At 61.6% G+C, this 12,850-nt stretch carries 11 protein-coding genes and 1 pseudogene; 4 read left to right on the forward strand and 8 right to left on the reverse strand.

From position 1 onward, the window contains the following. The first annotated feature begins 3 nt into the window (after positions 1–3). Together ASF72_RS16925 and ASF72_RS16930 are read left to right on the forward strand one after the other, a co-directional pair. A complete protein-coding gene (locus ASF72_RS16925) occupies positions 4–2,037 on the forward strand; it encodes a cytochrome c oxidase assembly protein (RefSeq protein ID WP_056600810.1) in 2,034 nt (677 codons plus the stop codon). Further along, positions 2,034–4,322 carry a heavy metal translocating P-type ATPase gene (locus ASF72_RS16930; RefSeq protein ID WP_056600813.1) on the forward strand — a complete coding sequence of 763 codons (2,289 nt, stop codon included), beginning with the start codon at positions 2,034–2,036 and terminating at the stop codon, positions 4,320–4,322. Before ASF72_RS16925 ends, ASF72_RS16930 begins: the two co-directional genes overlap by 4 nt. Positions 4,323–4,417: 95 nt before the next feature. Here ASF72_RS16930 and ASF72_RS16935 read toward each other — a convergent pair whose 3' ends face one another. The 3 genes from ASF72_RS16935 to ASF72_RS16945 form a co-directional block, all read right to left on the reverse strand. Next, positions 4,418–4,804, reverse strand: coding sequence for a DUF7793 family protein (locus tag ASF72_RS16935; RefSeq protein ID WP_235504765.1), 387 nt, complete (start codon positions 4,802–4,804; stop codon positions 4,418–4,420). Next, the gene (locus tag ASF72_RS16940; RefSeq protein ID WP_235504766.1) at positions 4,801–7,353 is read right to left on the reverse strand and encodes an excinuclease ABC subunit UvrA; all 2,553 of its coding nucleotides are present in this window, start codon (positions 7,351–7,353) and stop codon (positions 4,801–4,803) included. The genes ASF72_RS16935 and ASF72_RS16940 overlap by 4 nt, the downstream gene beginning before the upstream one ends. A gap of 130 nt (positions 7,354–7,483) precedes the next feature. Beyond that, positions 7,484–8,329 (reverse strand): SDR family oxidoreductase, encoded by an 846-nt coding sequence (locus ASF72_RS16945; protein WP_056600816.1) that lies wholly within the window; start codon positions 8,327–8,329, stop codon positions 7,484–7,486. Positions 8,330–8,446: 117 nt separating this feature from the next. Between ASF72_RS16945 and ASF72_RS20140 the strand changes: the two genes are divergently transcribed. Next, positions 8,447–8,743: a winged helix-turn-helix transcriptional regulator gene (locus ASF72_RS20140; RefSeq protein ID WP_235504770.1), complete on the forward strand. Its 297-nt coding sequence runs from the start codon at positions 8,447–8,449 to the stop codon at positions 8,741–8,743. A gap of 90 nt (positions 8,744–8,833) precedes the next feature. Here ASF72_RS20140 and ASF72_RS16950 read toward each other — a convergent pair. The 4 genes and pseudogenes from ASF72_RS16950 to ASF72_RS16965 form a co-directional block, all read right to left on the reverse strand. Continuing rightward, positions 8,834–9,094: pseudogene (locus ASF72_RS16950) on the reverse strand (DMT family transporter); the annotation flags it as partial. A gap of 30 nt (positions 9,095–9,124) precedes the next feature. Next, positions 9,125–10,192, reverse strand: coding sequence for an LLM class flavin-dependent oxidoreductase (locus ASF72_RS16955; protein WP_056600817.1), 1,068 nt, complete (start codon positions 10,190–10,192; stop codon positions 9,125–9,127). Positions 10,193–10,265: 73 nt separating this feature from the next. Beyond that, on the reverse strand, positions 10,266–10,598 hold the full coding sequence (locus tag ASF72_RS16960; RefSeq protein ID WP_056600818.1) for a hypothetical protein: 333 nt from the start codon (positions 10,596–10,598) through the stop codon (positions 10,266–10,268). Positions 10,599–10,600: 2 nt separating this feature from the next. Further along, positions 10,601–11,239, reverse strand: coding sequence for an isochorismatase family protein (locus ASF72_RS16965; RefSeq protein ID WP_056600820.1), 639 nt, complete (start codon positions 11,237–11,239; stop codon positions 10,601–10,603). Between the two features lie 145 nt (positions 11,240–11,384). Here ASF72_RS16965 and ASF72_RS16970 point away from each other — a divergent pair, with 145 nt between their 5' ends. Continuing rightward, positions 11,385–12,335, forward strand: a complete 951-nt coding sequence (locus ASF72_RS16970; RefSeq protein WP_056600822.1) for a GlxA family transcriptional regulator — start codon at positions 11,385–11,387, stop codon at positions 12,333–12,335. Positions 12,336–12,477: 142 nt separating this feature from the next. Here the strand turns inward: ASF72_RS16970 and ASF72_RS21300 are convergent, their stop codons facing one another. Further along, entirely contained in the window at positions 12,478–12,681 is a 204-nt protein-coding gene (locus ASF72_RS21300; protein ID WP_082484437.1) for an AbfB domain-containing protein, read from the reverse strand. Between the last annotated feature and the right edge of the window lie 169 nt (positions 12,682–12,850).

Here is a 12,850-nt window from a genome sequence, read left to right on the forward strand (position 1 = left end):
ACCGTGCTTGATCCCGCCGTTGGCGGTAAGCGCATCCATCGCAACCGTCGCACAATATTCTTGGTCGTCGCAGGAAGCCTGGGTTTAGTACTCGCCCCTCCCATAGCCTCCGCAACATCGGCCGGAGGCGAGGCCTACGAGAAGCTGCATACCAGTTTTCCCGGACTCGACGTAGCCATATCCACTGGCGCCGCGCAGGCTGCAGCTGATCTGTTTGCTGCTTTGACGGTCGGCGCGCTCTTGATGTTGTTGTTCTTTCGGGACGCCCAGGGAAAAACTGCGCCGATACTGGGGTTCTCAGTGGAGATGCGGGTTCTGCAGGTGGCCTCTGCCGGCTGGGCGACGATGTCGGCAGCCATGGTGCTGATGGAGATGCTGGACACTTCAGGCTTTCCCTTCGGAAGCCTTGCTGATCCCGACGTCGTACCGTTCCTCTACGGCGGAGGCGACGCGCCAAAGGCGTGGACCATCTCGGCCGTCGCCGCCTCTGTTGCCTTCGCGGCGAGCATATTTGCCGAGCGTTGGAACGGGTTGCTTCTAGCACTTTGGGCTATCGGATTTGGCGTTCTGGCCCCTGTCGTCGTGGGACAGACTCTGGTGGGACCCAACCACGACTTTGCCAACGATGCAGGGGCCATCCAGACGTTGGTGGCAACAACTGTATTCGGGCTTTCCTTTGTAGCTGCTTTGCGGGTGGCATCCGGCCACCTCATAGCGCCCATTATTGTCCTGCGCCTATACAAAACTGTTGTTATTGCAATACCCGTGATCATCGTTTTCGAGGTGCTTCTCACGTGGTTCAAGCTGGCAGGGACCGGACTGTTTGATACGCCGACTGGCTGGCAGATCATGGCCCGGTGGGTTTGCCTTGCGGCGATCGCCGGCGCGTCAGTGTGGGGCTGGTTCCTTTGGCAGCAGCGTCGCCTGACCGATAGGCGTATCAACCGAATTCTGGCCCTGTGTGTCGCTGCCGGCAGTGGTTGGATCGGTGTTACGGCCGGTATGGCGAGGATTCCGCCGCCGCATTATTTCCAGCCCACCACCATCACTCAGATCCTTCTCGGGTACAACGTTGAACAGGCACCCACGGCAGCCATCCTGTTCACGGAGTGGCGTCCTAACGTGCTGTTCCTCGTGATGGCTGCCACTGGCGTGCTGGTGTATCTTTTGGCAGTCCGTACCCTGATCCGAAGGGGCGACAAATGGCCGGTTGGGCGGACCGTGTCATGGCTCGCAGGGTGGGCCACAGTGGTGTTCGCCACCAGTTCCGGATTCGGTAAGTACTCCGCGCCAGACTTCGGCATTCACATGATCGTGCACATGAGCCTGAATATGCTCGCACCCATCCTGCTGGTGATGGGCGGGGTCCTCACCCTGCTCCTGCGCGCTGCGCCAACGCAGCCTGGCGGCCCGGTGGGCCTGCATTTCTGGATTACCCAGGGCATGCACTGGCCGGTACTGCGCCTGGTGTACAACCCCCTGGTCGTCTTTGCGCTTTTCGTAGGCTCCTACTACGGACTCTACTTCTCCGGCATATTCGGTGAGTACATGCGCTTCCACTGGGCACATCAGCTCATGAACGTGCACTTCCTCATCGCCGGATACCTCTTCTACAGTCTCGTCATCGGTGTGGACCGGCCACCACGGCCGTTGCCGCACATCGGCAAACTCGGCTTCGTTTTCGCGGCCATGCCATTCCACGCGTTCTTCGGCGTCATCCTGATGTCCAGCACCAGCATCATCGCTGAGAACTTTTACAGGTCACTCGCACTGCCCTGGTCAGACCTTCCGTCCTCACAATACTTTGGCGGTGGAGTCGCCTGGGCCGGAGGGGAACTGCCGCTGCTGCTGGTCATTATTTCCCTGGGTATCCAGTGGTCTCGGCAGGACGCAAAAGATGCCCGACGCAAAGACAGGCACCTGGACGAGGGCCGCGACGACGAATACGAGGCCTACAACCGGATGCTCGATACACTCGCGGCCCGCCAGGAAACTCAACTCGCAAACCCGCTCGTCCAACGAAGGGAAAAGCCATGACCGTCGAAGCCCCCACCGGGCCACCCTTGCAATTAAATATTTCAGGGATGACCTGTGCCGCTTGCGCCGGAAGGGTCGAAAAGGCCCTCAATCGCCTCGACGGTGTCACCGCAAGCGTTAATTATGCCACTGAGCGGGCCTGGATAACAGGCATGCCGGCAGGTCGGGTAGCCGAAGCAGTGGCAAAGGTCGAGAAAGCAGGTTACGGCGCGCAACTCCATGATGACGCCGATGACCAGTGGTCACGCCGGGCCAACGAGGTCCGGGTTACCTCACTGCGCCGCCGGCTGCTGCTGGCTGCTGTGCTGACGGTCCCCTTAATGGATATCACCATCGTTTTCGCTCTTGTCCCCGGATGGCGGTTTCCGGGCTGGGAATGGCTTTGCCTTGCCCTCGCGGTGCCGATTGTGACATGGGCGGCATGGCCATTCCACCGGACCACGCTCCGGAATCTCCGCCACGGCAAAGTCACTATGGACACGCTGGTGTCATTGGGCATTGCCGCATCCTTCGGCTGGGCCCTCATCACGCTTGTCTTGGGTATCGAAGGCGGCAGCGGATACTGGCTGGGGTTTGGAACCGTTCCTGCGGGCGCCAACTCAATCTATCTGGATGTTGCAGCAGGGATGACCACATTCCAACTGGCAGGCCGTTATTTCGAAACCCGGTCCCGGCGGAAAGCCGGCGACGTACTCGGTGCTTTGTCGCGCCTGGCACCAACCACCGTCCGGGTCTTCGAGGACGGCTACGAACGGCTCAAGCCTGTGCACGAGCTACGCAGGGGAGACACGTTCGTTGTTCTTCCCGGCGAAGCGATCCCGGCCGACGGACTCATCACCTCGGGACGTGCATCGGTAGATACCAGCATGCTGACCGGCGAACCCCTGCCCCGCGAGTCCCGGACAGGGAACACCGTAGTAGGCGGAACCATCAGCACCAATGGACGGCTCCAAGTGCAGGCCACCTCAGTGGGCGCGCACACCCAACTGGCGCAGATGGCAGCGCTGGCAGAACAGGCACAAGCCAGAAAAGCCAACGTCCAGACCCTCGTCGATAGGATCACCGCATACTTCGTTCCAGGGGTCATCACCCTCGCGGTCCTCGTTACCGGGGCATGGCTCCTCAGCGGCGCAGAACTCTCCCAAGCGTTCGGCATAGGTATCTCCGTCCTCATTATTGCCTGCCCCTGCGCCCTTGGGCTGGCAACCCCTACAGCCCTTATGGTCGGCATCGGGCGCGGGGCAACCCTCGGAATTTTGGTCAAAGGCCAGGACGCTCTGGAAGCCAGCGGCCGGATCACCACGGTGGTTCTGGACAAAACGGGAACCCTGACCACCGGAAAAATGACAGTGCACTCCGTGACGCCACTGACCGCCTTCACGGAGTCAGAGGTGCTGCGCATCGCGGCCACCGTAGAGCAGGGTTCCGAACACATGATCGGCCAAGCCATCGGCCGCGAGGCTCGTTCCAGACACCTGATGCTCAGTGACCTTGTTGACTTCGATGTTCACCCCGGCCGCGGTGCCACAGCATCCGTAGACGGCAGCGCAGCGCTCGTGGGAAATCTTGCCTATCTGAGTGAAAATTCCGTTTCCGGCCTGCAGCCCCTGGCTGGCCCGTTAGAGCAGGTCCAAAGCAGTGAAACCTCCGTCTTCGTTGCCTACCGGGGCGAATTGATCGGAAAGATCGAACTGGCAGACACCATCAAGGCCGACGCTGCCAAAGCCGTTGCTGCCCTGCATGGGCTGGGCCTGAAGACAGTTCTGCTCACGGGCGACTCGGATGCCGCGGCGCAGCGGATCGCCGCGCACACCGGAATCAAACACGTCTACAGCGGTGTGTTGCCTGCAGAAAAAGCCGCTATCGTCCGTGGCCTAAAGGATGAGGGTAACCGGGTGGCCATGGTCGGCGATGGAATCAACGACTCCGTGGCCCTCGCGGCCTCTGACCTTGGACTGGCGGTAGCCACAGGGACGGATATCGCGCTTAAGTCCGCCGACATCATTCTGGTGCGGGAAGACCTGTCCGTCATCCCTGATGCAATCGCACTTTCCCGGCGCACCCTCATGACCATCCGGATCAACCTGCTCTGGGCCTTTGGCTACAACATAGCGGCCCTGCCCATCGCAGCCGCCGGACTCCTGAACCCTCTGATCGCGGCCGGCGCCATGGCGCTGTCATCAGTTCTGGTGGTCTACAACAGCCTCAGGCTCCAAAACTTCCGAAGTACACGGGACCACCACGCCATCAGAGAAGCATCCGGTGTACGGGGTAGTCCTGGCTGAGGAGGGTGCCCGGGCAGGTGTGGTCAGAACTTGCATGGACCGGCAATGACGGGCAGCAGGCCTGAACTGTCCTTCAGAGATGTGTCCGTCCGTCGTCAGTGTTCTGGCTGCGGAGCTGACGCCAGGATCCAGTCCAGGGCCTCGGTTCTGCGGGTGAAGAAACGGGTTGGGCACGGGTAAGAATGGGCGCTACGGAAATTAGCGATCATCCAGTCGACAGGGCCGGCACCGAGCAGGGCAATTCGTGAGGCTGCGGTGGGGGTGGAGAAAGCTGCACGGGCATGATGGCTAACCGTTTTTACATCTGCCATTTCCGCCAATAGCGGCATCGCCAGTCCCTTGCTGATCTTGTTGACTTCAGCCATGGCGCTTTTGACGTCGTCAACGTCAAGGCTGGACCCTGGTTGCCAGACGAGGTGAATCACGCCGTCTTCACGGATTCCCAGGCTGGCTTTGCCGCCCACGATGGATGTCGTTTTCACTCTGGGCGCTCTCTTCGGGTGGGGGTTGTTCGCAGCAGTGCGGCGAGATGGCGGCCGGTGATACTTGCCGGGTCAGCGGCGACTTGTCCGGGGGTTCCCGTGGCGATGATCTGTCCGCCGTTGCTTCCGCCGCCGGGTCCGAGGTCGATAATGTGGTCGGCGTTGGCGATTAGGTCCAGGTCGTGGTCGATGACGATCAGTGTTGCCCCGGTAGCCAGCAGCATGTCGAAAACCCTCAGGAGGTTGCGGACGTCGCGGGGATGCAGTCCAACAGAAGGCTCGTCGAAGACGAACACTGTTCCTTTGTGGTTACGGCCCAGTTCCGTAGCAAGTTTGAGTCGCTGCGCTTCACCGCCGGAGAGGGCTGGAGTGTCTTCTCCTAAGGTGAGGTAACCGAGACCCAGATCGATGAGGGTTTTTAGTTTGCGTTGGACCTTGGTTATTCCGGTGAGCAGATGGGCGGCATCAGCGACGGTGGTCCCGAGCATCGCAGGAAGCGAACGGTGGTCCAGGGAAGTGGCCAGGACAATGTCGTTTGCTGCGGGAGAATACCGGGTACCCATGCAGTCCGGGCAGGGGATATCAACGTCGGGAAGGAACTGGACGTCGAGAACAATTTGCCCGGTGCCTTCACACCGCGGACACCGCAGCGTTCCGGTGTTGTATGAAAAGTCGCCGGCTAAGAGCCCCCGCTGCCGCGCTTCGGGCGTAGCGGCGTACGCCTTGCGCAGCTCGTCCAGTATGCCGCTGTAGGTGGCGATGGTTGATCGGACGTTAGTTCCGATCGGGGTGGCATCAACGACGTCGGCGCGGGTCACACCCGCGCTGTCCAGGAAAGTCACATGCGGCGGGAGGGCTTCGCCGCCGTGCGCCGCGGCCAGTGCCGGGACCAGACTCTCCAGTATCAAGGTGGTTTTACCGGATCCGGACATACCGGTTACAGCCGTCAGCCTGCCCAGCGGAATCGAAGCTTCGAGAGCGTGCACGGTGTGGATCGGCGCCGTTGCGAGCCGGATGGTCCCGGCGTCGAAAACGTCCTGCGCTGGCTTCTGCTGGCGGATCTGGACAGTTTCTTTTCCGGAGAGATAGCTCCCGATTACCGATTCCGGGTTCCGGCTGATGTCTTCGATGGATCCGGTGGCCGTCACCGTACCGCCGTTGGTCCCGGAACCGGGTCCAATTTCGATCATCCAGTCAGCTTCACGGAGAACCTGCACATCGTGGTCCACGAGAATTACTGAGTTGCCGTCGGCGAGAAGGTCCCGCATGACTCCGATCAGGCCCTCGACGTTGGCGGGATGAAGACCAATCGAGGGTTCATCCAATACGTACAGCACGCCGGTGGTCTGGTTGCGGACTGCCCGCGCGAGCTGCACGCGCTGCCGTTCGCCGGTGGAGAGGCTCGAGCTGGCCCGGTCGAGGCTGAGATAACCCAGTCCCAGCTGGACCAGCCGATCGGCCATCCCCGTGTACTGGGTAATGATCATCCGAGCCATCGGGTGCATCTCCGGCGGCAGCGTGTCAACGGCTGCCGATACCCAAAGGACCGTCTCATCAAGAGTCTTTGCCGTGATTTCTGCAAGGTTGCTGCCGGCGACCTGCGTGCTGCGGGCGGCCGTTGAAAGGCGGGTCCCGTGGCAGGCGGGACACGTCTGGGCCGTGATGAATCTGTTGACGCGTGTGAAGCCCTTCTCGGATGTGGCGTTTTTCAAGGCTTCTTGTACGGCGAGCCGGGCATTGCGGTACGTGAAGTCCAGCTCGAACAACTTGCCGTTCTTGGACCTAACGGCGATGTGTCTTTTCTCCTCCGGTCCGTGCAGCACAATGTTACGTTCATGCTCGGTGAGGTTCGTGTACGGTACGTCCGTTCGCACTCCCAGTTCGGCCACGACCTGGGGCATGACGGTAAGCCCGAACATTTTCCAGGGCGAAACTGCACCCTCGCCAATGGTGAGCGACTCGTCAGGAACGAGGGTGCTGTCATCGACTTCCCTGACAGTGCCCGTTCCCGAGCAGTTCCCGCAGGCACCATCGGAATTAAACGCCAGCGATTCAGCTCCCGGCGGGTAGAACACGGCGCCGCATTCCGGACAGGTCAGGTCGAGGTTAGCTGCGACATCGATAGTGGGGTCCAGCCGGTGCCCGTTCGGACATGTGTGTGAACCCAAGCGCGAAAACATGACCCGTAAGACATTCAGAAGCTCCGTTGAGGTGCCAAAGGTGGACCGCACGCCTGGGACACCCGGCCTCTGTCTCAGTGCCAGGGCGGCGGGGACATGCCGCACTGAGTCCACGGCGGCACGGGTCGCATGTGCCATCCGCCGCCGCGTGTAAGTCGAAAGAGCCTCAACATAGCGGCGTGAACCCTCGGCATAAAGGACCCCCATCGCAAGCGAGGACTTTCCGGAGCCGGATACACCGGCGATGGCCACGAGCCGGCGCAGCGGCACGTCGACGTCGATGCTGCGAAGGTTATGCACCCGGGCCCCGCGGACCGAAATCACCATAGGGCTGTCGATCTCCGGCCTGTCGATGTGGTCAATCCCCACGCTGCTCCTCCGGAAACCGTCGTCCTGACTCGAATATTTCACATCACCTCAACCCTATGGTGCACCCGGCTCCCTGAAACCAGGGTGCCGGACGATCATTATTGTGGACGGGGAAGCTATGGTTTCTGGTTCAGGGCTGGAGAGCCAACTCCCGCAGCCACTCCTCGACGGTGCGCGGCGCGATTCCGAGGAGTTTCTGCGCGGAACGCGGTTCAGCGATGACGTCACCAGGCTGGGATTGCCGGTGTTCGTATGCCTCGACCACTGGCAGGACACCGGCTTCGCCAAAAAGCGGGACGGTGGCGATACCAAATTCCTGCGGGGTAATGCTTTCGTACCTGACTTCAGTACCCAGGTAAGCGCTGAATCCCCGGGCAAGGTCCGCGCCGGAGAGTGCGGGCAGGGAGCCCACCGACACGTTCCCGGTGATTCCACTTTCAGTCAGGAGCCTGACGACAACATCAGCGACATCCAGATGAGAACTCCAGGAGGCCTTGTAGCCGCTCTTCAGGGGATATTTCAGTGTGCCCTCTTTCTTCACGACGTTCATCACCGGCGGCAGGAGGAGGTTTTCCAGGTAGAGGCGTGGTTCGACGACCGCGTAGGACAACCCGCTGGCACCGAGGTAAGCGGCCAGAATCGCATGTGCAGTCAAAGGCGATTCCGTAGAAGCCGGGTAGCCGCTCGTGGAGAACACGACCCTGGCCGGCCGGGTCTTCTCCAACGCGCCTGCAACGTTACGGGCAAAGTCTTCCTGTGCGCCGGGGGCAGCAAGGGGAAGATGGATAAACACACCGTCAGCGCCGGCGTAGGCGGCGGTCAGCGATTCAACGGAGGTGAAATCCACACTCACCGCTTCTCCGGCGACACCGGAGGCATCGCGTACCGCGGCGACAGGCAAGTGACCTGCTGCCTTGAGGGCGTTAAGGACGGGGGAACCTTGGGCGCCGGTAGCGCCATGCACGATAATTTTCATGTATTCATTAGTGCATACTATGCATCGGTTACATCAAGTGCACTAATGGTAAATTTATGTATGACTTTCTGCGCTTCGAACTTTCCCGGCTGTGGCGTCGCCCGTTTTCTGGGTCTCATGAATGGACCTTGGGCCACACTGATCGTTCGCGAGCTGCTGGGAGGACCGCTCAGGTTCGGCGAAATCAAGGACCGACTGACCGGCATCAGTGCACATACGCTGACGAACTCTCTGCGGAAGTTCGAAGACCATGGCCTGCTGACCCGGACCGTCTACCCGGAAATCCCTCCCAGGGTGGTTTACGAACTGACCCCGGCTGGTCAGGAACTGCGGACGGTCTTGAATTCCATGAACGACTGGGCGCTGTCCGTCCCCATGGTTGCGCAGATGCCGGATTCTACTCACGCCTTGTAGAGGACAGGCGAGGGAGCACCCGCTTGCCGGTACCGGTCGGTGGGAACCGAGTTCCACACACAAAACCCCGCCGATAGCCAGGACTATTCCCACCATCATGAGCGGCTTGAGTGGTTCGCCAAAAAGCAGGGTGGCCAGCAGTACGGTGAGCGTGACCCCGATCGCCGCCCAGATTCCGTAGGCGACACCGAGCGGCATACCCTGGCGGAGGGTGCCGGCCAGAAAGCCAAAGGAGGCGATGTAGCCCACAACGACGACTGCGATGAAGGCAGGGTTGTCGAGTGCGGCTTTCATGGCAAGGGAAGCGGTGACTTCACTGCAGATGGCCCCGGCAAGGAAGATCCATTTCATGTCGGTTTTCCCGGCGTCCGAGGGTGGGCGCTACAGGCGAGGGAAGTCATAGTAATCCGCCATCAGAGTCAGTGCGTCCAGGTCAAGGGCGGATGAGTGGCCTCCGACGACCAGCATGATCTCATCGACTCCGGTTCGTTGGTGCAGGTTTTCGAGGCGGCTGGCCACCATGGCGGGTGTTCCGTGAAAGGTACGGTCGGTGTAGGCGTCGACGATCTGGCGCTCGGCGGTGGTATGCAGGTGGGAGTCGATTTCATCCGGTGGCAGCAGCAGGTAGCCTTCCCCTCTGAACATCCGCAGCATGGCCATGGCTGAGGTAGCCGCCTGCCTCTTCGCTTCAGCCGTGTCTGTGCTGATGGCAGCGGGCACGCTGACGAGGGTGTGTGGCGCGGTAAGGACCTCCGAGGGGTCGAAGCTCTGGCGGTAGACGCGCATCGCCGTATCGATGTCAGCGTCCCCGAACTGCAGGGCGAAGGCGTACGGGAGACCAAGCTGGCCTGCAAGGCGCGCGGAGTAGGGCGACGAGCCGAGTATCCACGGTTCCGGTGCCGTCAGCGGGGCGGGGACCTGGTTCTCCCGCGCCTGCCACGGGCCGGGAACGGCATGGACGTCCACAAACGGGTGGCCGGCTGGAAAGTTGTCCCCGAGGAAGCCAAGCAGTTCCAGTACCTGGTGCGGGAACCCGTCGTTGGCGTCCGCGTTCCTGCGCAGTGCCGCCGCCGTTCTCTGGTCAGTGCCGGGCGCACGGCCCAGGCCCAGATCTATCCGGCCGGGTGCCAGGGCATCCAGCATCCCGAATTGCTCGGCTATCAGCAAGGGTGCATGGTTCGGAAGCATCACCCCGCCGGCCCCCAGCCGGATGCGCGCTGTTTCCGCGGTAAGGCGGGCGATCATCAAGGACGGTGAGGACACCGACGTCGCACCCATCCCGTGGTGCTCGGACATCCAGAAGCGGTGGTACCCCCGCTGGTCCGCGGCTCGCGCCAGGGAAACGGTGCCTGCGAGGCCCTCGGTGGCTGTGGTTCCCACGCCTGTGCCGCCAGCGGACAGGACAGATAAGACAAAGGGTGCCGTGCCGGAGTTTTTCCCGAACTGCATTTTACTGAAACTCCTTGTGGAAATTCTTTCTGGAACCGGTCTGAACGGCCCTGGATGGTGTGGTGTGGCCGAACTACGGCGTCGAGAGATGGCAGATGGCTGACAAGAGGACCTCAATTTCCCTGTGCCCGAGTCCTGGAACCAGTGATCCAAGCGATACCTGTTCAGCGTCGGCGACGGAAGCCACCAACGTCAGGAAGTTCCTCTCGTCCGCGGGAAGCGACGCGGCATAGGTGACGAGCGCCGGGAAGTTCACCGCAGCCGGCGTTTTGAGCAGGCCGGGACGGATCCACGGCTGGCCCAACGCCGCGAACTTTCCGTCATAGCCCCGAATCAGCATCTCTGTCGCTGCAGCGTGCATCGGGCTATGCCGTGCATGCGCCCGGAGTTGTTCGTGGAGCTCCACGCTTAGAGCCGGGCTGCCTGCTCAGCGCCTGCGATGGCGGAGCTGCCCAGGTCGCTGCCGGTGGTTGGCTCCCCTGCGGCAAGCGCCGCGGTCCAGGTTGCCGTGGTGGAAACGTGGGCCCAGTTTGAGTTGAGGACCGCCATCAGCGTTTGGTGCACGGTTTTGGCCGCGGCGGCACCGGCGTTGTTGGCGATGTTGATGGCACCTGTCGCATCCGAGATGACCTCTGTGGCAAAGCCAAGGAATTCTGCTTCCGCTGCTGAGGCGAGAATGCAGTTGTTGGTCATGTAGCCCACCAGCGTGACAGTGTCCACGTCCTGGCTGCGGAGCCATTCGGCCAGGTCCGTGCCGGCATAAACGGAGCTGTAGTGCTTGGTGAGCAGCTTCCAGGAGTCAGCCTTGCGGTTTTCCACCTCAGGGTGCAGTGCAAAGGCAGGGGTCCCCGGATCAAAAACGGGCGCACCTTCTCCTGCGCTGTGCTGAACGGCCGCTACCGGTATGCCGGCGGCCGCGGCGGCATCAATGGCCTGCCCGATATTTGCCAGCGACTCAGCAGGCCGGGGGTAGTGGATCTCGAGCGGACCGCTGAAGTACTGCTGCTGGATGTCCACAATGATGAGTGCGCGGCGGGGCGTGGTCACAATAATTTCTTCTCCTAGGTCGTTGGCGTCCGGCAGGACCCCTGGCTTCCATTGTTCGGGTGCCCGCCCCCGGCTACCAGTGGCATGAATGCTGCCTTACGATGGATTTGCGCCAAAACTATTCCTGAGCCCACCCTGGAGCGTTATGAAGATCGCCATCTATGCTTTCGACGGCGTGCCCATGTTCCACCTCGCGGTTCCACAAATGGTTTTTGAAGAGGTCAAGCGCCAAGGGCACCCGTGGTCCACCGAGCTTTTTTCAGACGGCGCGGACTCCTTGGTGACCGCCGAGGGCTATCAACTCAGCGGAATTTCCGGGCCCGAAGCTGCTGTCAACGCCGATGTTGTGGTGATCCCATCGTGGTACGGCGGCGACAGGACTGCTGGGGCCGGCCTGCAGGCACTCCTCGTGAACGCACACCGGGAAGGAGCCACCATCATGGGCCTATGCCTCGGGGCGTTGGCCGTGGCTGATGCCGGCCTTCTTGACCACCGGTCAGCCGTAACGCACTGGAACGCCGTTGGGGCTCTTGCCCGGCGGCGCCCGGCTGTCTGCGTTGACCCTTCGGTCCTGTACATCGACCACGGGGACGTCATCACCTCGGCGGGCACCGCGTCGGGGATTGATGCCTGCCTTCATCTGGTGCGCAGGAGCCTCGGCGCCGCAGCGACCAACTCGGTCTCCCGCGCACTGGTGGTGGCTCCCCACCGGGAGGGCGGGCAGGCGCAATACATTGAACGCCCGGTCCGCCCGCAGCAGACAGGCGATCCCATTTCCAATGTCATCGGATGGGCGCTGAACAATCTTTCCGAACCTCTCACCATTGAGCAATTGGCTCTTCAGGGGCACATGAGCCGAAGGACCTTCATCCGCGAATTCCAGGTCAGCACAGGCACAACGCCGGCGGCATGGGTCCGCAGCCGGCGCCTGGACGAGGCCCGCAGGCTGCTCGAGGAAACCAAACTGACCGTTGACCAGGTAGCGGCTGCGAGCGGTTTCACCAGCACCGTCACCATGCGACAGAACTTCGCTTCCGCCTTCGCAACAACCCCCACCGACTACCGCAGGCGCTTCGAGGCACTGCCGTCCCCGTGACTGCCGGCAACCGCACCAGCCGGGAAGCCCCGGCCCCGGGAGCTGCCCTCCGCTGACGGATCGGAGGAGAAAGGCGAACCTCCGCAATTGTCCCTCCGCGCACGGGGAGCAGGGTCGAGTCCCACCTAATCGTTTGTTCAGGTCAACGGACGTTGCGGAACGTAGCATCACTCCGAGAGGTATTGGAAGTGATTGGATCTATTCGAAGGCGGAAATCAGCATGCCGAAGGTAGCGGTCGGGGAAATTGTAGGACTGGTACGAACTGGCAGTTGCATCTGCCAAGGTGTCCGTCGGAGAAACGCGGGCCCAGTTGGAGTTGAGGACCGCTATCAGCGTTTGGTGCATGGTTTTACCCCGGCGGCACCGGCACTGTTGGCGATGTTGACCAGCAATTACATCCGAAAGACCATGCCAATTGGCGTCAAGCCAACACCGATACCGCTGGTGCTAAGCCATTGCCACGGGGTCGACCTTTCGCTCGAATGGCATTGGCGCCTGCGGCCATACACTTGAT

The organism is Arthrobacter sp. Leaf141 (assembly GCF_001424565.1).
Taxonomy (GTDB): Bacteria; Actinomycetota; Actinomycetes; order Actinomycetales; family Micrococcaceae; genus Arthrobacter.

What these genes read in the sequence shown, in the direction of transcription:
- ASF72_RS16930 (WP_056600813.1), top strand. Translation starts at nt 2,034, where the DNA reads ATGACCGTCGAAGCCCCCACCGGGCCACCCTTGCAATTAAATATTTCA.
- ASF72_RS16945 (WP_056600816.1), bottom strand. Translation starts at nt 8,329, where the DNA reads ATGAAAATTATCGTGCATGGCGCTACCGGCGCCCAAGGTTCCCCCGTC.
- ASF72_RS20140 (WP_235504770.1), top strand. Translation starts at nt 8,447, where the DNA reads ATGAATGGACCTTGGGCCACACTGATCGTTCGCGAGCTGCTGGGAGGA.
- ASF72_RS16955 (WP_056600817.1), bottom strand. Translation starts at nt 10,192, where the DNA reads ATGCAGTTCGGGAAAAACTCCGGCACGGCACCCTTTGTCTTATCTGTC.
- ASF72_RS16970 (WP_056600822.1), top strand. Translation starts at nt 11,385, where the DNA reads ATGAAGATCGCCATCTATGCTTTCGACGGCGTGCCCATGTTCCACCTC.
- ASF72_RS21300 (WP_082484437.1), bottom strand. Translation starts at nt 12,681, where the DNA reads ATGCACCAAACGCTGATAGCGGTCCTCAACTCCAACTGGGCCCGCGTT.